This window comes from Pseudomonas sp. RV120224-01b, assembly GCF_003208145.1.
Classification (GTDB): domain Bacteria; phylum Pseudomonadota; class Gammaproteobacteria; order Pseudomonadales; family Pseudomonadaceae; genus Aquipseudomonas; species Aquipseudomonas monteilii.
On the sequence record NZ_QKMQ01000010.1, the window covers coordinates 193,688 to 218,432 of the forward strand.

22 protein-coding genes are annotated in these 24,745 nt (G+C 63.0%); 12 read left to right on the forward strand and 10 right to left on the reverse strand.

Annotated elements, in window-relative coordinates; genetic code table 11:
• Positions 1 to 178: 178 nt before the first annotated feature.
• From zwf to N436_RS17285, 3 genes are read left to right on the forward strand one after another with little or no spacing between them, the layout of a single operon-like run.
• Positions 179 to 1,648, forward strand: coding sequence for a glucose-6-phosphate dehydrogenase (zwf, locus tag N436_RS17275; RefSeq protein ID WP_105946891.1), 1,470 nt, complete (start codon positions 179 to 181; stop codon positions 1,646 to 1,648).
• On the forward strand, positions 1,635 to 2,348 hold the full coding sequence (gene pgl / locus N436_RS17280; protein ID WP_110741609.1) for a 6-phosphogluconolactonase: 714 nt from the start codon (positions 1,635 to 1,637) through the stop codon (positions 2,346 to 2,348). The genes zwf and pgl overlap by 14 nt, the downstream gene beginning before the upstream one ends.
• Positions 2,349 to 2,365: 17 nt before the next feature.
• Positions 2,366 to 3,046 carry a bifunctional 4-hydroxy-2-oxoglutarate aldolase/2-dehydro-3-deoxy-phosphogluconate aldolase gene (locus tag N436_RS17285; protein ID WP_049275724.1) on the forward strand — a complete coding sequence of 227 codons (681 nt, stop codon included), beginning with the start codon at positions 2,366 to 2,368 and terminating at the stop codon, positions 3,044 to 3,046.
• Positions 3,047 to 3,282: 236 nt separating this feature from the next.
• On the opposite strand, the gene leuA is transcribed toward N436_RS17285, so the two are convergent.
• The 4 genes from leuA to N436_RS17305 form a co-directional block, all read right to left on the reverse strand.
• The gene (gene leuA / locus N436_RS17290; protein WP_060497425.1) at positions 3,283 to 4,956 is read right to left on the reverse strand and encodes a 2-isopropylmalate synthase; all 1,674 of its coding nucleotides are present in this window, start codon (positions 4,954 to 4,956) and stop codon (positions 3,283 to 3,285) included.
• A 432-nt stretch (positions 4,957 to 5,388) separates the two neighbouring features.
• Positions 5,389 to 6,216: a M23 family metallopeptidase gene (locus N436_RS17295; protein ID WP_019098217.1), complete on the reverse strand. Its 828-nt coding sequence runs from the start codon at positions 6,214 to 6,216 to the stop codon at positions 5,389 to 5,391.
• A gap of 3 nt (positions 6,217 to 6,219) precedes the next feature.
• On the reverse strand, positions 6,220 to 7,599 hold the full coding sequence (gene xseA, locus N436_RS17300) for an exodeoxyribonuclease VII large subunit (RefSeq protein WP_110741617.1): 1,380 nt from the start codon (positions 7,597 to 7,599) through the stop codon (positions 6,220 to 6,222).
• Positions 7,559 to 8,515 (reverse strand): LysR family transcriptional regulator, encoded by a 957-nt coding sequence (locus N436_RS17305; RefSeq protein ID WP_371920913.1) that lies wholly within the window; start codon positions 8,513 to 8,515, stop codon positions 7,559 to 7,561. The genes xseA and N436_RS17305 overlap by 41 nt, the downstream gene beginning before the upstream one ends.
• Positions 8,516 to 8,612: 97 nt before the next feature.
• On the opposite strand from N436_RS17305, the gene N436_RS17310 reads away from it, so the two are divergent.
• The 4 genes from N436_RS17310 to guaA all read left to right on the forward strand — a co-directional run bounded on the left by N436_RS17310 (position 8,613) and on the right by guaA (position 13,185).
• Complete coding sequence (locus N436_RS17310; protein ID WP_105946888.1) at positions 8,613 to 9,368, forward strand: sulfite exporter TauE/SafE family protein; 756 nt, start codon at positions 8,613 to 8,615, stop codon at positions 9,366 to 9,368.
• A gap of 47 nt (positions 9,369 to 9,415) precedes the next feature.
• The gene (locus N436_RS17315; RefSeq protein WP_028698964.1) at positions 9,416 to 9,973 is read left to right on the forward strand and encodes a hypothetical protein; all 558 of its coding nucleotides are present in this window, start codon (positions 9,416 to 9,418) and stop codon (positions 9,971 to 9,973) included.
• A gap of 86 nt (positions 9,974 to 10,059) precedes the next feature.
• Positions 10,060 to 11,529: an IMP dehydrogenase gene (guaB, locus tag N436_RS17320; RefSeq protein WP_016713074.1), complete on the forward strand. Its 1,470-nt coding sequence runs from the start codon at positions 10,060 to 10,062 to the stop codon at positions 11,527 to 11,529.
• A 78-nt stretch (positions 11,530 to 11,607) separates the two neighbouring features.
• Positions 11,608 to 13,185: a glutamine-hydrolyzing GMP synthase gene (gene guaA, locus N436_RS17325; protein WP_105946886.1), complete on the forward strand. Its 1,578-nt coding sequence runs from the start codon at positions 11,608 to 11,610 to the stop codon at positions 13,183 to 13,185.
• A 65-nt stretch (positions 13,186 to 13,250) separates the two neighbouring features.
• Here guaA and N436_RS17330 read toward each other — a convergent pair whose 3' ends face one another.
• Entirely contained in the window at positions 13,251 to 13,706 is a 456-nt protein-coding gene (locus N436_RS17330) for a GNAT family N-acetyltransferase (RefSeq protein WP_110741610.1), read from the reverse strand.
• 208 nt (positions 13,707 to 13,914) lie between these two features.
• On the opposite strand from N436_RS17330, the gene N436_RS17335 reads away from it, so the two are divergent.
• Together N436_RS17335 and tadA are read left to right on the forward strand one after the other, a co-directional pair.
• Positions 13,915 to 15,297 (forward strand): multicopper oxidase family protein, encoded by a 1,383-nt coding sequence (locus N436_RS17335; protein WP_110741611.1) that lies wholly within the window; start codon positions 13,915 to 13,917, stop codon positions 15,295 to 15,297.
• Positions 15,297 to 15,776 (forward strand): tRNA adenosine(34) deaminase TadA, encoded by a 480-nt coding sequence (gene tadA, locus N436_RS17340; RefSeq protein WP_105946883.1) that lies wholly within the window; start codon positions 15,297 to 15,299, stop codon positions 15,774 to 15,776. The genes N436_RS17335 and tadA overlap by 1 nt, the downstream gene beginning before the upstream one ends.
• Before the next feature lie 111 nt (positions 15,777 to 15,887).
• Here tadA and mltF read toward each other — a convergent pair whose 3' ends face one another.
• The gene (gene mltF / locus N436_RS17345; RefSeq protein WP_110741612.1) at positions 15,888 to 17,345 is read right to left on the reverse strand and encodes a membrane-bound lytic murein transglycosylase MltF; all 1,458 of its coding nucleotides are present in this window, start codon (positions 17,343 to 17,345) and stop codon (positions 15,888 to 15,890) included.
• A 323-nt stretch (positions 17,346 to 17,668) separates the two neighbouring features.
• Here mltF and purL point away from each other — a divergent pair, with 323 nt between their 5' ends.
• Both purL and N436_RS17360 read left to right on the forward strand, forming a co-directional pair.
• Positions 17,669 to 21,568 carry a phosphoribosylformylglycinamidine synthase gene (gene purL / locus N436_RS17355; protein WP_104834059.1) on the forward strand — a complete coding sequence of 1,300 codons (3,900 nt, stop codon included), beginning with the start codon at positions 17,669 to 17,671 and terminating at the stop codon, positions 21,566 to 21,568.
• 3 nt (positions 21,569 to 21,571) lie between these two features.
• On the forward strand, positions 21,572 to 21,883 hold the full coding sequence (locus tag N436_RS17360) for an NGG1p interacting factor NIF3 (protein ID WP_110741613.1): 312 nt from the start codon (positions 21,572 to 21,574) through the stop codon (positions 21,881 to 21,883).
• A gap of 41 nt (positions 21,884 to 21,924) precedes the next feature.
• Here the strand turns inward: N436_RS17360 and tatC are convergent, their stop codons facing one another.
• Genes tatC through tatA form a run of 3 tightly spaced genes read right to left on the reverse strand, consistent with a single transcriptional unit; the run spans position 21,925 to position 23,206 of the window.
• Complete coding sequence (tatC, locus tag N436_RS17365) at positions 21,925 to 22,686, reverse strand: twin-arginine translocase subunit TatC (RefSeq protein ID WP_110741614.1); 762 nt, start codon at positions 22,684 to 22,686, stop codon at positions 21,925 to 21,927.
• Positions 22,683 to 22,973 (reverse strand): Sec-independent protein translocase protein TatB, encoded by a 291-nt coding sequence (gene tatB, locus N436_RS17370; RefSeq protein ID WP_028698967.1) that lies wholly within the window; start codon positions 22,971 to 22,973, stop codon positions 22,683 to 22,685. Before tatB ends, tatC begins: the two co-directional genes overlap by 4 nt.
• Entirely contained in the window at positions 22,973 to 23,206 is a 234-nt protein-coding gene (tatA, locus tag N436_RS17375; protein ID WP_025753757.1) for a twin-arginine translocase TatA/TatE family subunit, read from the reverse strand. Before tatA ends, tatB begins: the two co-directional genes overlap by 1 nt.
• Before the next feature lie 145 nt (positions 23,207 to 23,351).
• Between tatA and gspK the strand changes: the two genes are divergently transcribed.
• A complete protein-coding gene (gspK, locus tag N436_RS17380; RefSeq protein ID WP_105946880.1) occupies positions 23,352 to 24,317 on the forward strand; it encodes a type II secretion system minor pseudopilin GspK in 966 nt (321 codons plus the stop codon).
• Positions 24,318 to 24,389: 72 nt separating this feature from the next.
• Here gspK and N436_RS28625 read toward each other — a convergent pair.
• The coding region (locus tag N436_RS28625; protein ID WP_218277672.1) for a hypothetical protein at positions 24,390 to 24,745 on the reverse strand (356 nt) is incomplete at its 5' end.

A 24,745-nucleotide genomic window follows, 5' to 3' on the forward strand; every position in this document is an offset into this window, starting at 1 on the left:
CAGCCGGCTGTGGAAGCAGCAGGCTTTTTGCACGGTCGTCTATCGTACTGTCGGCGCGGTTGGCGTACCACTTGTCTGTAACACTTGTGTGTAATGTTGTGGTTTTTACTACATTATCCCTTGAAAACCGCATGTGAAAGCGGTATTCCTAGACCAACTTTAGGAAAGAACCAACATCATGGCTGCGATCAGTGTCGAACCTTGCACCTTTGCCCTGTTTGGCGCCCTCGGCGACCTGGCATTGCGCAAGCTGTTTCCTGCGCTTTACCAGCTTGACCGGGCCAACCTGTTGCACCCGGACACCCGCTTGTTGGCGTTGGCCCGCGAAGCCGGCAGCGCGCAGGAGCACCTGAACAGCATCGAGGCGCACCTGCGCCGGCATGTGCCCGAGGCGGATATCGAGCCAGCAGCGCTGGGGCGCTTTCTCGCCAGGCTAAATTACCAACATCTGGATTTTCTTCAGCCCGAGGGCTACCAGGCCCTGGCCGAGCAATTGCCAGGCGAACTGCCGCTGATCGCTTACTTCGCCACGGCGGCAGCGGTGTATGGGGCAATCTGTGAAAACCTCGACAAGGCCGGGCTGGCCCCGCGCACCCGTGTGGTGCTGGAAAAGCCTATTGGCCACGACCTGGAGTCGTCGCGTCGGGTCAACGATGCCGTAGCACGGTTCTTCCCCGAAAGCCGGGTTTACCGTATCGATCACTACCTGGGCAAAGAGACGGTGCAAAACCTCATTGCCCTGCGCTTCGCCAACAGCCTGTTCGAAACCCAGTGGAACCAGAATTCCATCTCCCACGTGGAGATCACCGTTGCCGAAAAAGTCGGTATCGAAGGCCGCTGGGGCTATTTCGACAAGGCTGGCCAACTGCGTGACATGATCCAGAACCACCTGCTGCAGCTGCTGTGCCTGATCGCCATGGACCCGCCCAGCGAACTGTCGGCCGATGCCATTCGCGACGAGAAGGTAAAAGTGCTCAAGGCCCTGGCACCGATCACCGGCGACGGGCTAAGCACCCGTGTGGTGCGTGGCCAGTACATTGCCGGCTACAGCGAAGGCAAACCGGTGCCCGGCTACCTGGAAGAAGACAACGCCAATGCCCAGAGCGACACCGAAACGTTCGTCGCACTGCGTGCCGACATTCGCAACTGGCGTTGGTCGGGCGTGCCGTTTTACCTGCGTACCGGCAAGCGCATGCCGCAGAAACTGTCGCAGATCGTTATCCACTTCAAGGAAACGCCGCACTACATCTTCGCCCCGGAACAGCGTTTGCAGATCGGTAACAAGCTGATCATCCGCCTGCAACCGGACGAAGGCATTTCTTTACGGGTAATGACCAAGGAGCAGGGCCTGGACAAGGGCATGCAACTGCGCAGCGGCCCGTTGCAGCTGAATTTTTCCGACACCTGGCGCAGTGCGCGGATTCCGGATGCCTACGAGCGCTTGCTGCTCGAAGTGATGCGTGGCAACCAGAACCTGTTCGTGCGCAAGGACGAAATCGAATATGCCTGGAAATGGTGCGACCAGTTGATCGCCGGCTGGCGTAATGCGGGCGATGCGCCCAAGCCTTACGCGGCGGGCTCCTGGGGGCCGATGAGCTCGATTGCACTGATCACACGCGATGGGAGGGCGTGGTATGGGGATATCTGAACTGAAATTGCCAGCGGCTGTGAAGGTACACGCGCTGGCAGATGCCAAGGCGCTGGCCGCCACTCAAGCCCACGACGTGGCCGAGCGCCTGCGTGCGGCGATTGCTGCCAAGGGCCAGGCCTGCCTGGTGCTGTCCGGCGGCCGCAGCCCGGTGCCGTTCCTGGAGAAGCTGGCCAGCGAAAACCTGGACTGGTCCAAGGTCACCGTCAGCCTGGCCGATGAGCGCTGGGTGCCCGTGGAGCACGCTGACAGCAATGCTGGCCTGCTGGCCCGCCACCTGCTGAAGGGTGCAGCGGCCAAGGCCCGCTTTGTTGGCCTGTACCAGCAGGCGGAGAACCTCGATGCCGCCGCGCTCAAGGCCGACCAGGCCTTGGCCGGGCTGCCACTTATCGATGTGTTGGTGCTGGGCATGGGCGACGATGGCCATACCGCCTCGCTGTTCCCGGCCAGCCCTAACCTGGAAGCAGGCCTGGACCTGTCCAGCCCGCGCCGCTGCCTGCCGTTGCTGGCACCGAGCGTGCCACACCAGCGCCTGTCGATGACCCGCTCGCTGCTGGCCAGTGCCGCCTTTACTGCGCTGTCCGTGCAAGGTCAGGGCAAACTCGCTACCCTGCGCGCCGCGCTGGTTGGCAACGACCTCACTGAAATGCCGATTCGCGCTTTTCTTCACGACCCCCTGGACATCTACTGGTGCCCATGAGCCAAGGATCCACAGTCATGACCACCCTTGAACGCCCACAGCCCAAGCTCTCGATGGCCGATAAAGCCGCGCGGATCGATGCCATTTGCGAAAAGGCGCGCATCCTGCCGGTGATCACCATCGCCCGTGAGGAAGACATCCTGCCACTGGCTGATGCCCTGGCCGCCGGCGGCATCCGTACCCTGGAAGTGACCCTGCGTTCGCAGCATGGCCTGAAGGCCATCCAGGTGCTGCGCGAACAGCGCCCGGAGCTGTGCGTCGGCGCCGGTACCGTGCTTGATCGCAGCATGTTCGCTGCTGTCGAAGCGGCCGGTGCGCAGTTCGTCGTTACCCCGGGCATAACCCAGGACATTCTGGAAGCCGGTGTGGACAGTGAAATCCCGTTGCTGCCAGGCATCAGCACACCGTCCGAAATCATGATGGGCTACGCCCTGGGTTACCGCCGCTTCAAGCTGTTCCCGGCGGAAATCAGCGGCGGTGTTGCAGCGATCAAGGCCTTTGGCGGGCCGTTCGGTGATATCCGCTTCTGCCCAACCGGTGGCGTCAACCCGGCCAACGTGCGCAATTACATGGCCTTGCCTAATGTGATGTGCGTGGGCGGGACCTGGATGCTCGACAGCAGCTGGATCAAGAACGGCGACTGGGCGCGGATCGAGGCGTGCAGTGCCGAGGCGATGGCGTTGCTGGACGCCAACTGAATTTGTTGTGTGCTTTACGGCTTATGGGGCGCTTGGTCGGCGCCCCTTTTTTTTGCCTGGAATTCTTCTGTTGCCTGTACCGGCCTCTTCGCGGGCTTGCCCGCTCCCACAGGTATCGCGCCGCTCTCAGGTGCTGTGCAGTACCTGTGGGAGCGGGCGAGCCCGCGAAGAGGCCGGCACAGGACAACAAAAAAGCCCGCATCAAACGATGCGGGCTTTTTCATTCAAGCAAAGGCTCAGGCCGCTTTGGCTTCCTGCTGGCTCAACGAGCGGTTCAGTGCGCTGAACAGCGCCTTGAAGCTGGCGGTGGTGATGTTTTCATCGATACCCACACCATGCACCGGACGGCCACCGGCCACGCGCAATTCAATGTAGGCAGCAGCCTTGGCATTGGTGCCTGCGCCAATGGCATGCTCGTTGTAGTCCATGATCTCCACCGAGATCGGCAGGCCGGCTACCAAGGCTTCCAGGGCGCCATTGCCCTTGCCACGCCAGTGCAGGGTGGTTTCGCCTTCGCCGGCAACTTCCACTTCCACGGCGCTGTGGCCGTTTTCTTCCTGCAGGCGGTGGCTGACCAGCGCGTACGGCGCGTTGGCCTGGAGGTATTCCTTGTGCAGCAGGCTGTAAATCTGCTGGGCGGTCATTTCCAGGCCCAGGCGGTCGGTTTCACCCTGCACCACCTGGCTGAATTCGATCTGCATGCGGCGTGGCAGGCTGATGCCGTATTCCTGCTCAAGCAGGTAGGTGATGCCGCCTTTGCCCGACTGGCTGTTGACGCGGATGACCGCCTCGTAGCTGCGGCCGATGTCGGCCGGGTCGATTGGCAGGTAAGGCACTTCCCACAGCTCGCCTTCCTGCTGCTTGGCGAAACCTTTGCGGATGGCGTCCTGGTGCGAGCCGGAGAACGCGGTGTGGACCAGATCGCCCACATACGGGTGGCGTGGGTGCACCGGCAACTGGTTGCACTCTTCGACCACTTTGCGCACGCCGTCGATGTCGGAGAAGTCCAGCAACGGGTCGATGCCTTGGGTGTAGAGGTTCAGTGCCAAGGTCACCAGGTCGACGTTACCGGTACGCTCGCCGTTGCCGAACAGGCAGCCTTCGGCGCGGTCGGCACCCGCCATCAGGCCCAGTTCGGTGGCGGCGATGCCGGTGCCACGGTCGTTGTGGCAGTGCAGGCTGATGATTACGCTGTCGCGACGGCTGACGTTACGGCAGAACCACTCGATCTGGTCGGCGTAGATGTTCGGGGTGGACACTTCCACGGTGGCCGGCAGGTTGAGGATGATCTTGTGCTCAGGCGTCGGGTTCCACACCTCGATGACTGCGTCACAGACTTCCTTGGCGAACTCCATTTCGGTGGCGCTGAAGGTTTCTGGCGAGTACTGGAAGGTCCACTGGGTTTCCGGCTGCTGGGCGGCGTACTTGACGAACAGCTTGGCCGCGTTCACCGCGATGTCCTTCACGCCTTGCTTGTCCTGGTTGAAGACGATGCGGCGGAACGACGGGCTGGTGGCGTTGTACAGGTGGACGATGGCTTTCTTGGCACCGCGCAGCGATTCGAAGGTACGGGCGATCAGGTCTTCACGGGCCTGGGTGAGCACCTGAATGGTGGTGTCGTCCGGGATGTGGCCGTCTTGAATCAGGGTGCGCACGAAGTCGAAGTCGGTTTGCGAGGCAGACGGGAACGAGGCTTCGATTTCCTTCACGCCCACCTGCACCAGGGTCTTCCAGAAGCGCAGTTTCTTCTCCGAATCCATCGGCTCGATCAGCGACTGGTTGCCATCACGCAGGTCGGAGCTGCACCAGATCGGCGCGGCAGTGATGGTCTTTGACGGCCAGGTGCGGTCAGGCAGGTCGATGGTCGGGAAAGCGCGGTACTTCTTCGAAGGGTCTTTGAGCATGGTCATGGAAGCAATCCTTTTGTGTGCGGCCGAGATCGGGCCTGCCGAGCGATAACGAGATGAAGAGGCGAGGCGACGCGATTCAACCTGGTAGTCGGGCGCTGACCAGGCAGAGGCTGCGATGTTGTCGGAGCAGGATGAGGGTGCTGAAGGTTTTCATGCCTTCAAACTTAACCAGTGGGGTGGGGGATGGCAAGCGTTCGAGGAAAATTGAGAGGAATGCTTAAAAAAAGCTTATGGGCGAGATTTTATGGCTTAGGTTTTCTGAGTGCTTCTTGATTCTTGCGCAGTATTTTTCGATGGCGCAACACCGTTAAACCTAGTCTGCCTGCACTGTCCTCATCGCCGGCAAGCCAGCTCCCACAGGATTGCCACAGGTCTTGAGTCCTGTGCAGGACATGTGGGAGCTGGCTTGCCGGCGATGCAGGCGGTGCGGTCTCAAGGTTGGAACGCGCCAATGAAAATGGCCGGGTCCACCCGCGCATCATTCAAGCTGACATTCCAGTGCATATGCGGCCCGGTCGCCCGCCCGGTGGAGCCCACACGCCCGACCACCTCGCCACGGCGCAGCTGCTGCCCCACCTGCACATCGATCTTCGACATGTGGCAGAACATGCTGATGAAGCCCTGCCCATGGTCGACGAACACTGTGCGGCCATTGAAGAAGTAGTCCCCCACCAGAATCACCTTGCCATTGGCGGGGGTCTTGATTGGCGTGCCCGCCGGCACCGCGAAGTCCAGCCCGGCATGCGGGTTGCGTTCTTCGCCATTGAAGAAGCGGCGCACGCCAAACTTGCTCGACAGCGGGCCGTTGACCGGCTTGTCGAGGATCAGGTTGCTCGGCAGGCTCGGGCTGAAGCTGCGGTAGGCCTTGATCTGCTCGGCCAGTTCGCGGTCGATGCGCTTGAGGTCGGCCGGGTTCGGGTTGACCTGGCGGGTGTTCTTCAGGGTGATGCGCTGCTCGGGGTATTTCTTGCTCCCCACGCTGAAGGGCAGCGTGCGACCACCCTGGTTCAACGTGGCAGTGCCGGGCTTCTGGGTCAGCGGGATGCCGACGATGGCCAGCCAGGTATCCTGCTCCTTCACCACCAGCACCGGTTTGCCGTCGAAGCGGGCACTGGGCGCGCTGGCGGCGGGGCCCAGGTCGACCACTGCAACGCCGCCGGGCACCGGCTTGTTCAGCGTGCGGGTGATGTAGCTGGCCTGAGCGCCGCCGGCCAGCAGCAACAGGGAAAGGGCAAGCAGGGGCGCAAGCAGGCGGGGCATGTGTCAGTCCAGTAGTGAGAGGGTGACCGGGGTCAGGTGGTTGTCTTCGACCCGCACCAGCAGCTCGCCTTCGTTCAGGCGAGCGGTCAGGCGCTGGCCGTTGCGGGTCTGTTCGGCGCTGCGGATGGCCTGGCCTTGTTCATCCAGCAAAATGCTGTAGCCGCGGGCGAGGGTGGCCAGCGGGCTGACCACCTGCAGGGTTTGCAACTGAGCCTGGAAGCGTTGGCGGCGATCTTTGAGCACTTCGCGCATGGCCCGTGGCAGGCGCTCGGCCAGGCTGTCCAGGCGCTGGCTCAGCAGTTTCAGGTTACGCCCCGGGTGCTGTGCGGCCAAGCGCGTATCCAGGCGTGCCAGGCGCTCGCGGCGCTGGTTGAGGCTGAGCATGAAGGCGCGGCGCAGGCGCATGTCCAGGTCGTCCAGGCGCTGGGCTTGCTGGCGCAAACGCTCGCCCGGGTGGCGCAGGCGCCGGGCCAGGGATTCCAGGCGCAGGCGGTCGTGGGTCAGGCGGTTCTGCATGCGCAGCAGCAGGCGCCGTTGCAGGCCATCCAGGCGTTGCTGCAGGCCACTGTTGTCGGGGGCCAGCAGTTCGGCGGCAGCAGACGGCGTGGGCGCGCGCACGTCAGCGACAAAGTCGCTGATCGACACATCGGTTTCATGGCCCACGGCGCTGACAATCGGCGTGACGCAAGCGGCAACCGCACGCGCCACGGCTTCTTCGTTGAAACACCACAGGTCTTCCAGCGAGCCGCCTCCGCGGGCCAGGATCAGCGCATCGAAACCGAGGCTGTCGGCGAGGCGGATGGCACGCACGATCTGCGCGATGGCTTCGCGGCCCTGTACCGCTGTCGGGATCAGGTTCAGCTCTACCTGGGGGGCACGGCGGCCGAACACACTGATGATGTCGCGGATCACTGCACCGGTGGGTGACGTGATGATGCCGATGCGCTGTGGGTGGGCCGGTAGCGGCTTCTTGCGTTCGGCGCTGAACAGCCCCTCGGCACCGAGCTTTTCCTTCAGGGCTTCGAACGCCAGGCGCAGTGCGCCATCGCCGGCCGGCTCGACGGTGTCGAGAATCAGCTGGTAGTCGCCACGCCCCTCGAACAGCGAAACCTTGCCGCGCACACGAACGGCAAGGCCGTCTCGCAGGGCCTGGCGTACGCGGGTGGCATTCTGCCGGAACAACGCACAGCGCACCTGGGCGCCGCTGTCCTTGAGGGTGAAGTACATGTGGCCGGACGCCGGGCGGGCGAGGTTGGAAATCTCGCCTTCCACCCACACGCTGCGGAACACGTCTTCCAGCAGCACGCGGGCGCGGCCGTTGAGTTGGCTGACGGTAAGGACCTCACGGTCCAGGCCGAGTCGTTCGAAGGGGTCTTTGATCATGGCGGGCATCATAAAGGACATCGGCCCCGGTTGTCTGTCCTGGCCCTATCGCCTTCACGAACTGGCGCACCATCTGCCCTGCATCACGTCGGCAAGCCAGCGCTACGGTGCTCTCGCAGCCCCCTTCCAGCGCCACGAAACTGACCGAAGCCGGCGCAATTTCACGCATGCACGCTGGCAGTAACGCCACCCCGAAACCTGCCTGAATCAGCTGCAATTGCGTAGTCTTGCGCGACAGCACCTGCGCCGCGCGCGGAAAGAAGCCGGCCTCCATGCACAACGAAGCCGACAGGTAACTCAGCCCGCCACGGTCCCGGTGCGGAATGGAAATAAAGCGTTCTTCCCTCAATTGCTCCAGTTGAACGTGCGGCGCGTTGGCCAACGGGTGCCCAGCGGCGACCGCCAGCAACAGTGGTTCGCTGAACAGTTCGTGCAGCACCACGCCTTCGTGCTGGCGCAACACTGGCAAGCGCAGCAGGCCAATGTCCAGCCGCCCGGCCGCAATATCCTCCAGCTGAGCCTCCGACGACTGCTGCGCGATCTCCAGCGAAACCCCCGGGTTTTCCCGCAGATAGCTCCCCAGGCGAGCCAGCAACGGGCCGATCAGCGGCACGGTGCTGGAATGGTTCAGGCGCAGGCTGCCTTGCAACCCCTCGCCAATGTCGCGCGTTACCCGCTCTGCTTGCGCCAGGTCGGCCAGCAAGCGGCGTGCCCGTTCGAGAAAGGCCTGCCCGGCCAGCGTCAGGCGCGGCAGGCGTGCCGTGCGTTCGAACAGCGGCGTGCCCAGTTGCTGCTCCAGCTCCTTGATCTGCCGGCTCAGCGCCGACTGGGCGATGTACAACCGTTCGGCGGCGCCGCTGAAGCTGCCACACTCGGCGATTTCCACGAAGTAACGCAACTGGCGGATCGACGTCATGTCATGCCTTTTCAAGATAGCTATGGCGATAAAGGCATATTAGTCGGCATGGCTCATGGCTGGCTAACCTTGGCCTGTCTTTTCAGGAGCTGCTGCCATGCTTGCCCAACTGTCGTTTTCCGGCCTTGACTGGCTGCCCATCCTGCTCGGTGTCGGTGCCGCCTACATTGTTTTTGGCATCGCCGGTTTCGGCACGGCGTTGGTGGCCGGCCCTGTGCTGATCCACTTCATGCCGTTGTCACGCATCATCCCGCTGTTGGTGCTGCTGGACTTCGTTGCCGCGTTCGGCAACCTGCTGCCATCGCGCCGGGATGTGGTGCGCAGCGAGTTGTTGCGGCTGCTGCCGTTCATGGCGCTGGGCTGCACGCTGGGCGTGGTATTTCTTCTGCAACTGAAATCCGACCTTTTGCTGCTACTGATGGGCTTGTTCGTCACGGCCTACGCGCTGTACGGGTTGGCGGTGAAGGTGCGGCCGGCCCGGTTGTCTGGTGTGTGGGCGGTGCCGATGGGTACGGCAGGTGGTTTGTTCGGTGCGCTATTTGGCAGCGGTGGTTTCTTGTACGCCCTTTACCTGAGCGCACGTCTGGAGGTAAAGGAACAGGTACGTGCCACCCAGAGCGCGCTGATCAGTTGCAGCACGGTGGTGCGCCTGACGCTGTTCCTGGTCGCCGGTGTCTATGCCGACCAAAGCTTGCTGCTGCTTGCCGCCTGCTTGCTGCCGGTCATGTTCGTCGGCCTTTGGCTGGGGCGCAGGCTGACCCACCGGCTGTCCCGTGAGGCATTTGTACGCCTGGTCACCTGGCTGGTGCTGGCCAGCGGGCTGGCGTTGATCGGTCGCTACCTGAGCGCCTGAGCGGTAGAATTGCGTCATTACCGCAGTTTTTCAGGCTTTTCCCGTTCATGAACACCCAGAGCATCATCGTTCCCAAGCTGTCCACCGTCCCGGTGCATGAAGCCCGCGCCCGCGCCATCCTGCGCTGGCTGGTGCGCGAAAAGGTCGTCGAGGAGCAACTGACCACCTGTGGCCGCACCGGCAACCGCATGGGGCATGCCTTGGCTGCAGGCGCGCGCAAAGTGGCCCTGCACCCGGAAAAACTGCCCTTCGGCCAGCAGGTCAACGGCCTGGAAGTGATGCTCAAGCGCTGCATCTATACCCCGACCGATGGCTTTCTTGAAGAAGCCGGTTGCCCGGAATGCCGGCGCGAAGTGGGCGAGCCGCTGTTCGAAAGCCTGGAAGAGTGGATGCCGGGGGTAAGTGACAACTTCACCTGCCCGCTGTGCGGCTTCGAAGATGACATCAATGGCTTCATTTATCTGCAGCCATGTGCCTTTTCCAACCTGGGGTTCATCTTCAACAACTGGGGCGAGGCCGGGTTCACCCAGGCCTTTCTCGACAGCTTCGCCGACTGGCTCGACCAGCCGGTGGCCGTGGTGCAGGTAAAACTGCCACAAGGCTGACCGAAGGCCCTTATTTTGCATTGAGCGGCGCGCCGTGCATGAGTATAATGGCGCGCTTCCATTTTTCCCGCCCGGGAGCCCCCGCGATGCTGCGTATCAGCCAAGAAGCCCTGACCTTCGACGATATCCTCCTTGTACCTGGTTATTCCGAGGTACTGCCCAATGAAGTCAGTCTCAAGACCCGTTTGACCCGTGGCATCGAGCTGAACATTCCGCTGGTTTCCGCCGCCATGGATACCGTGACCGAAGCGCGCCTGGCCATTGCCATGGCCCAGGAAGGCGGTATCGGCATCATCCACAAGAACATGACCATCGAACAGCAGGCCGGCGAAGTGCGCAAGGTCAAGAAGTTCGAGGCTGGCGTGGTCAAGGACCCGATCACCATCGACGCCGACGCCACCGTGCGCGACCTGTTCGACCTGACCCGCCTGAACAACATCTCCGGCGTACCGGTGCTGGCGAACGGCGACCTGGTCGGTATCGTCACTTCCCGTGACGTGCGCTTCGAAACCCGCCTGGACGCCAAGGTCCGCGACGTGATGACGCCAAAAGAGCGTCTGGTCACCGTCCGCGAAGGCGCCGACAAGAACGAAGTGCGCGAGCTGCTGCACAAGCACCGCCTGGAAAAGGTCCTGATCGTTGACGACAAGTTCAACCTCAAGGGCATGATGACCGTCAAGGACATCGAAAAAGCCAAGGCCTACCCGCTGGCCAGCAAGGACGACCAAGGTCGCCTGCGCGTTGGCGCTGCGGTCGGCACCGGCAAGGATACCGGCGAGCGCGTTGCTGCCCTGGTAGCCGCTGGCGTTGACGTGGTGGTTGTCGACACCGCGCACGGCCACTCCAAAGGCGTGATCGACCGCGTTCGCTGGGTAAAAGAAACCTACCCGCAAGTGCAGGTTATCGGCGGCAACATCGCCACCGGCGCCGCTGCCAAGGCCCTGGCCGAAGCGGGCGCTGACGCCGTCAAGGTCGGTATCGGCCCAGGCTCCATCTGCACCACCCGTATCGTTGCCGGTGTCGGCGTGCCGCAAATCAGCGCCATCGCCAACGTTGCCGCCGCACTGGAAGGCACTGGCGTGCCACTGATTGCCGACGGCGGTATCCGCTTCTCCGGTGACCTGTCCAAGGCCATCGTTGCCGGTGCTTCCTGCGTGATGATGGGTTCGATGTTCGCCGGTACCGAAGAGGCTCCGGGTGAAGTCGAGCTGTTCCAGGGCCGTTCTTACAAGGCCTACCGTGGCATGGGCTCGCTGGGTGCCATGGCACAGGCGCAAGGCTCGTCCGACCGTTACTTCCAGGACTCCTCGGCCGGCGCCGAGAAGCTGGTACCGGAAGGCATCGAAGGCCGTGTTCCTTACAAAGGCGCCCTGGCTGCGATCATCCACCAGCTGATGGGCGGCCTGCGTTCGTCCATGGGCTACACCGGCAGCGCAACCATCGAAGAGATGCGCACCAAGCCGGAATTCGTGCGCATCACCGGTGCAGGCATGGCCGAGTCCCACGTGCATGACGTGCAGATCACCAAAGAAGCCCCTAACTACCGCGTAGGCTGAGGCTTCCAGCAATATAAGCATGCGGGGCTGTCACGACAGCCCCGCGTCGTTTCCGATTTCCACTGACGAGATTGAGTCATGGCCCTCGACATTCACGCTCACCGCATCCTGATCCTCGATTTCGGTTCCCAGTACACCCAGCTGATCGCCCGCCGCGTGCGCGAAATCGGCGTGTACTGCGAACTGCACCCGTTCGACATGGACGATGAAGCGATCCGCGAATTCAACCCGCGCGGCATCATCCTCGCCGGCGGCCCCGAGTCGGTCCACGAAGCCAACAGCCCACGCGCTCCGCAGGCCGTGTTCGACCTGAACGTACCGGTGCTGGGCATCTGCTACGGCATGCAGACCATGGCCGAGCAGATGGGCGGCAAGGTAGAAGGTTCCGACCTGCGTGAATTCGGTTATGCCCGCGTAGACGTGGTCGGCAAGAGCCGCCTGCTCGACGGCATCGAAGACCACGTTGATGACGACGGCGTACTGGGCCTGGACGTGTGGATGAGCCACGGCGACAAGGTTACCCAGATGCCGGGCAACTTCCACGTGCTGGCCAGCACCCCAAGCTGCCCGATCGCCGGCATGTTCGACGATTCCCGTGGCTACTACGGCGTGCAGTTCCACCCGGAAGTGACCCACACCAAGCAAGGCGGTCGCATCCTGTCCCGCTTCGTGCAGGACATCTGCGGCTGTGAAGCCCTGTGGACGCCTTCCAACATCGTTGAAGACGCCATCGCCCAGGTGCGTGAGCAAGTCGGTTCGGCCAACGTCCTGCTGGGCCTGTCCGGCGGCGTCGACAGCTCGGTGGTTGCCGCGCTGCTGCACCGCGCCATCGGCGACCAGCTGACCTGCGTATTCGTCGACAACGGCCTGCTGCGCCTGCACGAAGGCGACCAGGTGATGGCCATGTTCAAAGAGAACATGGGCGTCAAAGTGATCCGCGCCGATGCTGAAAAGCAGTTCCTCGACAACCTGGAAGGCGAAGCCGACCCGGAGAAGAAGCGCAAGATCATCGGCCGCACCTTCATCGACATCTTCGATGCCGAAGCCAGCAAGCTGGAAAACATCCAGTTCCTCGCTCAGGGCACCATCTACCCGGACGTGATCGAGTCGGCTGGCGCCAAGAGCGGCAAGGCCCACGTGATCAAGTCGCACCACAACGTGGGCGGCCTGCCGGAAGAAATGAACCTCAAGCTGGTCGAGCCGCTGCGTGAGCTGTTCAAGGACGAAGTACGCAAGATCGGCCTGGAACTGGGCCTGCCGTACGACATGGTCTACCGCCACCCGTTCCCGGGCCCGGGCCTGGGCGTGCGCATCCTCGGTGAAGTGAAGAAGGAATACGCCGACATCCTGCGTCGTGCCGACCACATTTTCATTGAAGAACTGCGCAAGGCCGACTGGTACCACAAGACCAGCCAGGCCTTCGTGGTGTTCCAGCCGGTCAAGTCGGTCGGCGTCGTTGGTGACGGCCGTCGCTACGCCTGGGTCGTGGCCCTGCGTGCTGTCGAGACCGTGGACTTCATGACCGCGCGTTGGGCACACCTGCCGTACGAACTGCTGGAAACCGTCAGCGGCCGTATCATCAACGAAATCGACGGTATCTCCCGCGTTACCTACGACGTGTCGAGCAAGCCGCCGGCGACTATCGAGTGGGAATGATCCCGCGCCAATAGCCGGAAACACCCAAAAGCCCGCTTGAATGCGGGCTTTTGCATTTTTTGGCGCTACATCGAACCGAGCTGCAGGATCTCGTCTCCCGCTTCATCCTGCTCACCTGTCGGTTTCCAGCCCAGATGACGATAGAAGCCATATGAGCGTACGTTCGGGTCGCTGGAGCAAGCCAGGAAAGGGCGTTCGAACCCCAGCTCCCGCAGCTGATCGACAACCATCTGAAGCAAACGCTTGCCGGTTCCCTGGCCCTCGTATGCGGGTAGCAGGGCAAGTACGGTGACCTCGCCGCTGTCCTTGTCGGCGAAGCAGTAGCCGACTATCTCATCAGCATTGCAAGCCACGAACCCAGGGGAGCCCCCGTCGCGAATGCCGCTGCTCCAGGTGTCGACGGTGATGCCCAGGGCGCGCAGGTCCTCTTCCGTGAATGCGTTCTCCCTGGTCAAGGCCCGGATGGCTATACAGGTTACGGCGTCTTCAGGTACTGCAGGGCGAAAGGTAATGGCTGCCATGATGTCGGCCTTGCTGAATAAAAAACCATTGTGCGTGTACAGCGGTTTGCGAATCTGTAAACAAGCGTAAACACCAGGGACAGGGTGGCTTAGGCCATTGAAACAACACTTCACTTAATCTTTCCTATTTGCAGGTGTATCGTATTCGCCCTTCATCGCCAGCCGCTGCTGGCAGCTTGATTGCGCAGAACACGAGGTACCCGCACCGATGTCCTTCACCCGTCGACAAATGCTCAAGGGCCTCACCGGCCTGGTTGTGGTTGGCCTGGGCGCCGGTGGCGCGGCGCGTTACTGGCTGGGCAAGGTCGAGGACGACAATGCCGGGCATGATTACGAGCTGATCGCAGCGCCGCTGGATGTCGAGCTGGTGCCGGGCTTCAAGACCGAGGCCTGGGCTTTCGGCCCTTCGGCACCAGGCACCGAGCTTCGCGTGCGCCAGGGCACCTGGCTGCGGGTACGCTTCATCAACCACCTGCCGGTGGAAACCACCATTCACTGGCACGGCATTCGCCTGCCGCTGGAAATGGACGGCGTGCCCTACGTCTCGCAACTGCCGGTCAAGCCGGGCGAGTATTTTGACTACAAGTTCCGCGTACCGGATGCCGGCAGCTACTGGTATCACCCGCATGTCAGCAGCTCCGAAGAGCTGGGGCGCGGCCTGGTCGGCCCGCTGATCGTCGAGGAGCGTGAGCCGACCGGCTTCCAGCATGAGCGCACCCTGAGCCTGAAGAACTGGCACGTGGACGAGCAGGGCGCCTGGCTGCCCTTCAGCATCCCGCGTGAGGCCGCGCGCAACGGCACCGCCGGGCGCTTGATTACCATCAATGGCCAGCCCGACTCGGTGACCGAGCTGCCGGCCGGCCAAGTGGTGCGGGTGCGCCTGCTGAACCTGGACAACACCTGGACCTACCGCCTCAACCTCAAGGGCAACTGCGAGGCAAAAATCTATGCCCTCGACGGCAACCCGGTGACCCCGCGCCCATTGGAAGACGAGTACTGGCTCGGCCCGGGCATGCGTATCTGCCTGGCCATCCGTATTCCCGAGGCGGGTGAGGAGATTTCCCTTCGAGACGGTTTCGTGCGCCTGGGCACCCTGCGTTCGGTGGCCAGCAACGACGTGCCGGGTGACTGGCCGCCAGCGCTGCCGCCCAACCCGATCGCCGAGCCGGACCTGGAGAATGCCGAAAAGCTCAACTTCAATTTCGAATGGGCGGCCAACGTCACTGTCACCCCTGACCCGGACAAGCCATCGAGCATGTGGCAGATCAACGGCCAGGCCTGGGACATCACCGACAAGACCTGCGCCGACCGCCCCATCGCCACGCTGAAGAAGGGCAAGAGCTACATCTTCGAGCTGAAGAACATGACCCAGTACCAGCACCCGATCCACCTGCACGGCATGAGCTTCAAGGTGATCGCCTCCAACCGGCACGACATCAAGGAGCCGTGGTTCACCGATACCTACCTGCTGGGCAAGAACGAACGCGCCCAGGTAGCCCTGGTGGCGGATAACCCGGGCACCTGGATGTTCCACTGCCACGTCATCGACCACATGGAAACCGGCCTGATGGCCGCGATCGCGGTGGTCTGATGCGCCCGCAGATCATCGATCGCAGCCGCGATCAGGAATTCATGCGCCTGGCACTGGCCCTGGCTGCTGAAGGCGCAACCATGGGGGAAGTGCCGGTGGGGGCGGTGCTGGTGCAGCATGGTCAGGTGATCGGCCAGGGCTTCAACCGGCCGATCATCGACAGCGACCCCAGTGCGCATGCCGAGATGGTGGCCATCCGCGCAGCGGCGAAGTCTGCCAGTAATTACCGGCTGCCCGGCAGCACCCTTTACGTGACCCTGGAGCCGTGCAGCATGTGTGCGGGGCTGATCGTGCATTCGCGGGTGATGCGCGTGGTGTTTGGGGCGCTGGAGCCCAAGGCAGGGATTGTGCAGAGCCAGGGGCAGTTCTTCGGGCAAGGGTTCCTGAACCATCGGGTGATGGTGGAGGGCGGGGTGCTGGCTGAAGAGTGCGGGCAGATCCTCAGTGATTTCTTCAAGGCTCGCCGGGCCAAGGCTTAACCTGTACCGGCCTCTTCGCGGGCGCGCCCGCTCCCACAGGAATATCACTGCCCTTAAAACCTGTGGTGTACCTGTGGGAGCGGGCATGCCCGCGAAGAGGCCGGTGCAGGCTTACATCGGCGGCGACTGATCCGCCGGCTTGTCCTTGTTCACCCCAGGCACATGCAGGTTGCCCTCGGCCACCTGGCCCTCGAGCTGCGGCTGGGTCACCCAGGTGAGGATGTCGTAGTAGCGGCGGATGTTGGCCACGAAGTGCACCGGCTCGCCGCCACGCGCATAGCCGTATTTGGTCTGGCGATACCACTGCTTCTGCGACAGGCGCGGCAGCATTTTCTTCACGTCCAGCCACTTGTTCGGGTTGAGCTTCTCGCGCTTGGCCAGGGTACGGGCGTCTTCCAGGTGGCCGCTGCCGACGTTATAGGCCGCCAGTGCGAACCAGGTGCGGTCCGGCTCCTGAATGCTGTCGTCCAGCTCTTCCTTGATCTTCATGAAGTATTTGGCGCCGCCCTGGATGCTCTGTTTCGGGTCCAGGCGGTTGGATACGCCCATGGCCTGGGCAGTGCGCTGGGTCAGCATCATCAAGCCGCGCACGCCGGTCTTGGAGGTAACCTCCGGCTGCCACATCGATTCCTGATAGCCGATAGCGGCCAGCAGGCGCCAGTCCACCTGCTCGACCTTGGCGTAGCTCTTGAAGTGCTTCTCGTACTTGGGCAGGCGTTGCTGCAGGTGCTGGGCGAAGGTGTAGGCGCCCACATAGCCCAACACGTCGACATGGCCGTAATAACGGTCTTTCAGGCGCTGCAGGGTGCCATTCTTCTGCGCCTTGTCGAGAAATTCGTTGATCTCGTTGAGCAGGCTGTTGTCTTCGCCCGCAGTCACTGCCCAGCGCTGGTCACGGGTATCGCCCAGGTCGAAGGCAACCCGCACGTTGGGGAAGTACACCTGGTTCATTGCCAGCTCGTTGGAGTCGACCAGGGTCAGGTCGATCTGCCCTTCGTCGACCATGCGCAACAGGTCGACCACCTCGACAGCGTCGGACTCTTCGTATTGCAGGCCCGGGTACTGCTTCTTCAGCTCGGCCAGCTGGTCGGCATGGCTGCTGCCCTTGAGTACCATGATCTTCTTGCCGACCAGACCCTTGGCGTCTGTGGGGCGCGGGCGGCCGTTGCGGTAGATGACCTGCGGGGTCACCTCCAGGTACGGGTGAGAGTATCTGACCTGGGCCTTGCGCCGCTCGCTGCTGACCAGGCCGGCAGCGGCCAGCACCGGGCCGGAGGGCTTGCCGAGGGCGTCGTACAGCTCGTCGAGGTTGTCGGCGGTCTCGATTTGCAGCTTTACGCCGAGATCTTCGGCGAAATGCTGGACCAGCTCGTATTCGAAGCCGGTTTCGCCGTTGCGGTCCTGGAAGTAGGTGGCCGGGCTGTTGCGGGTGATGACGCGCAGCACGCCATCCTCCTTCACGCGCTCGAGGGTGCTGGGTTTTTCAACGCAGGCACCGAGCAGCAGAAAGAGTCCGGTTGCGAGAAGCCATTTGGCGCAACGCTGGCGCAAAGCAGTGTGGGCGAACATAGGTTGCAGTATACGCAAAGGACCGGCCCAACCATATCTCGACAACTGTTAGCTTGTCTGGTAGCACTTTATGTGCTGCACCGGCCTCATCGCCGGCAAGCCAGCTCCCACAGGTACAACACCGACCTTGAAACCTGTGGTGCACCTGTGGGAGCTGGCTTGCCGGCGATGAGGCCGGTGCAGGCAATACAGGGCAAATTTTCTGACCCGAAAGTCCGGTTCCACCGCCCGGCAGCCGTGGCGTAGAGCGGGTGCCGAAAGCCATCGAATTAGGCTAGAATGCACGGCCTCTAAGCACACCCCTTCCTGAGGCTGTCCCGACGATGTTGATCCTGCGCGGCGCTCCTGCCCTTTCTGCCTTTCGCCACGGTAAATTACTCGAGCAACTGAGCCAGAAAGTCCCCGCTGTTACTGGTTTGTATGCCGAATTTGCCCACTTCGCCGATGTTGACGGCGAGCTGACCGCCGACCAGCAGCAGGTGCTGGGCCGTCTGCTCAAGTACGGCCCGAGCGTGCCGGTACAGGAGCCGACCGGCCGCCTGTTCCTGGTCGTACCGCGCCTGGGCACCATTTCGCCTTGGGCCAGCAAGGCCAGCGACATCGCCCACAACTGCGGCCTGCAGTCGATCCAGCGCCTGGAGCGCGGCATCGCCTACTACGTCGCCGGCACCCTGAGCGATGCTGACGCTGCCTTGATCGCCGCCGAGCTGCACGACCGCATGACCCAGCGCGTGCTGGCTCAGCTGGAGCAGGCGGCCGACATGTTCAGCCACGCCCAGCCCAAGCCGATGACCTCGGTCGACATCCTGGCCGGTGGCCGCGACGCCCTGGCCAAGGCCAACATCGACCTGGGCCTGGCCTTGGCCGAAGACGAGATCGATTACCTGGTCAACGCCTTCCAGGGCCTCAAGCGCAACCCGAACGACATCGAACTGATGATGTTCGCCCAGGCCAACTCCGAGCACTGCCGCCACAAGATCTTCAACGCCAGTTGGGACATTGACGGCCAGGCTCAGGAAAAGAGCCTGTTCGGCATGATCAAGAACACCTACCAGATGCACAACGAAGGCGTGCTGTCCGCCTACAAGGACAACGCCTCGGTCATCGTCGGTAACGTGGCCGGCCGCTTCTTCCCGAACCCTGAAACCCGCCAGTACGGCGCGGTGCAGGAGCCGGTGCACATCCTGATGAAGGTGGAAACCCACAACCACCCGACCGCCATCGCCCCGTTCTCTGGCGCCTCCACCGGCTCCGGCGGCGAAATCCGCGACGAAGGTGCTACCGGCCGTGGCGCCAAGCCCAAGGCTGGCCTCACCGGCTTCACCGTATCCAACCTGCGCATCCCAGGCTTCGAGCAGCCATGGGAGCAGGCTTACGGCAAGCCTGAGCGCATCGTCGACGCCCTCGACATCATGATCGAAGGCCCTCTGGGTGGCGCGGCGTTCAACAACGAATTCGGTCGCCCGGCCCTGACCGGTTACTTCCGTACCTTCGAGCAGGCCATCAACACCCCGCACGGCGAAGAAGTGCGCGGTTACCACAAGCCGATCATGCTGGCCGGTGGTATGGGCAACATCCGTGAAGACCACGTGCAGAAGGGCGAGATCACCGTCGGCGCCAAGCTGATCGTGCTCGGTGGCCCGGCCATGCTGATCGGCCTGGGCGGCGGCGCCGCTTCGTCGGTGGCGACCGGTGCCAGCTCGGCAGACCTGGATTTCGCCTCGGTGCAGCGCGAAAACCCTGAAATGGAGCGCCGTTGCCAGGAGGTCATCGACCGCTGCTGGCAGCTGGGCGACGCCAACCCGATCGCCTTCATCCACGACGTTGGCGCCGGCGGTATCTCCAACGCCTTCCCTGAGCTGGTCAACGACGGTGGCCGTGGTGGCCGCTTCGAACTGCGTAACGTGCCCAACGACGAGCCGGGCATGGCCCCGCACGAAATCTGGAGCAACGAATCGCAAGAGCGTTACGTACTGGCCGTCAGTGCCGTTGACTTCGACCGCTTCCAGGCCATCTGTGAGCGCGAGCGCTGCCCGTTTGCCGTAGTCGGTGAAGCGACTGAAGAGCAACACCTGACCGTCAGCGACAGCCACTTCGGCAACACCCCGGTGGACATGCCGCTGGACGTGCTGCTGGGCAAGCCGCCACGCATGCACCGTTCGGTTACCCGCGAAGCCGAGCTGGGCGATGACTTCGACCCGAGCAAGCTGGACCTGGACAACGCCGTCCAGCGCGTTCTTAGCCACCCGGCCGTGGCCAGCAAGAGCTTCCTGATCACCATCGGCGACCGCACCATCACCGGCCTGGTTGCCCGCGACCAGATGGTCGGCCCGTGGCAGGTACCGGTAGCTGACTGCGCCGTCACCGCCACCAGCTTCGACGTGTACACCGGTGAAGCCATGGCCATGGGTGAGCGTACCCCGTTGGCACTGCTGGATGCCCCGGCGTCCGGCCGCATGGCCATCGGCGAAACCCTGACCAACCTGGCTGCCTCGCGCATCGAGAAGCTGTCCGACATAAAACTGTCGGCCAACTGGATGTCCGCTGCTGGTCACCCGGGTGAAGACGCCCGCCTGTACGACACCGTCAAGGCTGTCGGCATGGAGCTGTGCCCGGAGCTGGGCATTACCATTCCGGTCGGCAAAGACTCGATGTCGATGAAGACCAAGTGGAGCGATGAAGGCGTCGAGAAGAGCGTTACCTCGCCAATGTCGCTGATCATCACCGGCTTCGCCCCGGTCACCGACATCCGCAAAACCCTGACCCCGCAACTGCGCATGGACAAGGGCGAGACCGACCTGATCCTGATCGACCTGGGCCGTGGCAAGAACCGCATGGGCGCCTCGATCCTGGCCCAGACCTACGGCAAGATCGCTGCCCAGGCGCCGGACGTCGACGACGCCGAAGACCTCAAGGCCTTCTTCGCCGTGATCCAGGGCCTGAACGCCGACGGCCACCTGCTGGCCTACCACGACCGTTCCGACGGCGGCCTGGTCACCACCGTGCTGGAAATGGCCTTCGCCGGCCACTGCGGCCTCGACCTGCACCTCGACCCGCTGACCGACAGCAAGGGCGACGTGCCGGCCATCCTCTTCAACGAAGAGTTGGGCGCAGTCATCCAGGTTCGCCAGGATGCCACTCCGGACGTACTGGCACAGTTCAGCGCTGCTGGTCTGGGCGAAGGTTGCGTCGCGGTGATCGGCAAGCCGGTCAACAACGGTGAAGTGTCCATCAGCCTGAACGGCGAAGTGCTGTTCGACGACGACCGCCGCATGCTGCAGCGCCAGTGGGCCGAAACCAGCTACCAGATCCAGCGCCTGCGCGACAACGCCGACTGCGCGGACCAGGAATTCGACCTGCTGCTCGAGGAAGACAACCCGGGCCTGTCGGTGAAGCTGGGCTTCGACGTCAACGACGACATCGCCGCACCGTACATCAAGAAGGGCGTGCGCCCGCAAGTGGCCATCCTGCGCGAGCAGGGTGTCAACGGCCAGGTTGAAATGGCTGCTGCCTTCGACCGCGCCGGCTTTGCCGCCATCGACGTGCACATGAGCGACATCCTCGCTGGCCGTGTCGACTTCGAAGCCTTCAAGGGCCTGGTCGCCTGCGGTGGTTTCTCGTACGGTGACGTACTGGGTGCCGGCGAAGGCTGGGCCAAGTCGGCGTTGTTCAACGCCCGTGCCCGTGACGCCTTCCAGGCCTTCTTCGAGCGTACCGACAGCTTCGCCCTGGGCGTGTGCAACGGTTGCCAGATGATGTCCAACCTGCACGAGCTGATCCCGGGCACCGAGTACTGGCCGCACTTCGTGCGTAACCGCTCGGAGCAGTTCGAAGCCCGTGTGGCCATGGTCGAGGTGCAGAAGTCCAACTCGATCTTCCTGCAGGGCATGGCCGGTTCGCGCATGCCGATCGCCATCGCCCACGGCGAAGGCCACGCCGAGTTCGCCAACGAAGCGGCACTGCTGGAAGCCGACGTGTCCGGTTGCGTGGCCCTGCGCTACGTCGACAACCACGGCAAGGTCACCGAAGCCTACCCGGCCAACCCGAACGGCTCGCCGCGTGGTATCACCGGCCTTACCAGCCGCGACGGCCGCGTGACCATCATGATGCCGCACCCGGAGCGTATGTTCCGCGCCGTGCAGAACTCCTGGCGCCCGGACGAGTGGCAGGAAGATGCCGCGCTGATGCGTATGTTCCGCAACGCACGGGTGTGGGTGAACTAAGGCGTGTACAAGCTCGCCTTCTTCGTCCCCGCCAGCCATGTCGAAGTGGTCAAGGCCGCCGTATTCGCCGCCGGTGGCGGGCGCATCGGTGACTATGACCACTGCGCCTGGCAAACCCTCGGCCAGGGCCAGTTCCGCCCGTTGGACGGCAGCCAGCCGTTCCTCGGGCAAGCCGGCCAGGTCGAGGTGGTGGAAGAGTGGAAGGTGGAGCTGGTGGTGGCGGACGACCTGATTGCCCAGGTCGTCGCTGCGCTCAAGCAGAGCCACCCGTACGAGACGCCAGCCTATGAAGTCTGGCGGCTCGCCGAGTTCTAGACCGCATCAAGGCCATTCGCGGGCTTGCCCGCGAAGAGGCCCTACAATCCAGCCACAATGTCCTTGCCAGGCTCCGGCCGCTTCAACCAGGCACAAGCCAGCAACCCCACCTCGAACAGTACCCACATCGGCACCGCCAGCATCGTCTGCGAAAACACATCCGGCGGCGTCAATATCATCCCCACCACAAAGCACCCGACGATCACGTAGGGCCTGCTGCGCCGCAACGTGGCCACATCGGCCAACCCCACCCAGACCACGATGAACGTCGCCACCGGGATCTCGAACGCCAGCCCGAACGCCAGAAAAAGCGCCAGGATAAAGTCCAGGTACTGGCTGATGTCGGTCATCATCGCCACGCCGTCCGGCGTCACGCTGGCAAAAAAGCCGAACATCATCGGGAACACCAGGAAGAACGCGAAGGCCATGCCGGCATAAAACAGCACGATGCTCGACACCAGCAGCGGCAGGGCAATGCGCCGTTCACGGTGGTACAGCCCCGGCGCCAGAAAGCCCCAGGCCTGGTGCAGCAGCAGCGGCATGGCCACGAACAGCGCACACATCGCGGTCAGCTTGAACGGTGTCAGAAACGGCGAGGTGACGCTGGTCGCGATCATGCTTGCGCCTTCTGGCAAAAAGCGCCGCAGCGGTTCGGAAATGAGCGTGTACAGCGTTTGCGCAAAGGGGAACAGGCCGGCGAACACCAGCGCCACCAACGCCAGGCAACGCACCAGGCGTTTGCGCAGGTCGCGCAGGTGTTCGGTCAACGGCATGCTGGCCGCCGGGTCCATGGCAATACTCATGAGGCGTTTTCCTTGGGCAGGGCGACCGTGGCTGCATCATTGGCCGGCTCCGCGTTCAGGCTTATGCCTTGGCGGATCTCCTGCTCCAGGCGCTGTAATGGGGCGCTGTCGAGGTTCGGCATGTCGATTTCGCGTTCTACCTGCGTGCGTAAGGCGTGCATGGCCCGGCGCGCCTGACCCAGTCCGCGCCCCAGGGTACGCGCCGCCACTGGCAGGCGTTCCGGGCCCAGCACCAGCAACGCGACGATGCCGACCAACAGCAACTCGCTGAAGCCTACCTCGAACATCAGGCCTGACGATCCGCTTGAGGCTGCTGAGTGGCCTGGCCGTTCAGCGGCGCCTGCTGCTGTACCTGTGCCTGGCCAGCGGCATTGACATCGTTGTCACCGCCCATGGATTTGCGAAAACCCTGGATCGCCTCACCCACATCGCTGCCCAGGCCCTTGAGGCGCTTGGTGCCAAACAGCAGGAATACGATCAGCAGTACGATCACCAGTTGCCAGATTCCAATGCCACCCATTGCGACCACTCCTGTAAGGTCATGAAAAGGAAGGCTAATCCTGCCTCGTGTAGATGACGTACACATGACGGATGGGCATTGCCATCTACCTGCAACACGCCGCGTGTTGACTGGCGTCTTTATTCTGCGAGCGAGGCACGCACGGATGGGTGGCAGGCAACAGCAGGGGGCGGCCCTGTTGATGGTGATGGTGGTGCTGGCAATGTTGGCGGCGGGCATGGCCTGGCTGGTGGAAGACGGCCGGCGCCAAGTGGATGAGGTGCGCCTGCTGCGCCAGCGGGTGCAAGCGCGGGCCATGGAGCAGGCCGGCCTGGCCTACGCCGAGCAAGCCCTGCGCGACCCCGCCTGGCGGCTTAGCCCGTTGTTCTGGCAGGCCCTGCGTGGGCAGCCGTTGAACTATGACTTTGGCGCCGGCCAGGCGCAGTTGCGGGTGCGCGATCAGCACACCTGTTTTAACGTCAATGCGTTGTTAGGTGCTGATGGCGAGCGAGCCGAGCGTCAGTTGCGCTATTTGCTAGGCGACGACATGGCGGCAGAGCGACTGGTCGATGCGCTGGCCGACTGGCTCGACGCCGACAGCGATACTCGCCTGCAAGGCGCCGAAAGCGCCCAGTACCTGCGTCAGCAGCCGGCTCGGTTGGCGGCCAACCAGCCGATGCTCGACACCAGCGAACTGAACCTGCTGCTGGAGCCGGACGCCAGCCGGCAGGCCCGCTACCCGATGCTATGTGCCTTGCCGCAGGTAACCGGCTGGCGGCTGAACGCCAATGCGCTTGGGCTGGAGCATTTGCCGCTGCTGGAGGCGTTGTACGAAGGGCGCTATTCGCGCTCGTTGCTCAGCCGCATCATCAGCGGGCGGCCGGCGTCGGGGTATGTGGATGCAGGTGCCTTGCGTCAGGCGTTGGGAGCGGTGGATGACGAAACGTTCGAACGGCTGAGCGAAGGGTTGTTGCTGAACAGCGGGTATTTCCTGTTGCAGTTGTCGTTCGAGGAAGAAGGGCGGGTGATACGCAGCGAGTTCCAGGTGGAGGCGTTGGGGGTGGTGCAATGGCATGCCCGGGTGCCAGCGCAGCAAGTGCGGGTGCGTAGCCGGGAGCCGATGGCCTGGTAAGGATTGAAATTGCCGGGGCTGCTTTGCAGCCCAATCGCCGGCAAGCCAGCTCCCACAGGAGTACCACAGCATTCAGAGGCTGCGGTTTCCCTGTGGGAGATCACCCAGCCCTTCCGGGCTGCGCTGTCGCGCAGCAAACTTGAGATGTACGGCTTCAGATCTGCGCAGCGCTGACATTTTGAAAAAGAAAAGGCGGCTGGCCCGATAGGGCCAGCCGCCTTTTGCTTTGTTAGGGTTTGTGCGCGCGGGACAGAGATCGTAGCCAGCACTGGTGTGTGTCCGCACACCCGCGTGGGAGAGTGATCCGCACGGTATCGGCGTGAAGTCCCTGTAGGCATCAGCTAAATCAGCTGTGACCACGTATGAGAGAGTGAACACTTTCGCCACCGTGTGCCCCGCGCGCCCCTTATCCTGCGAGGATTCATCAT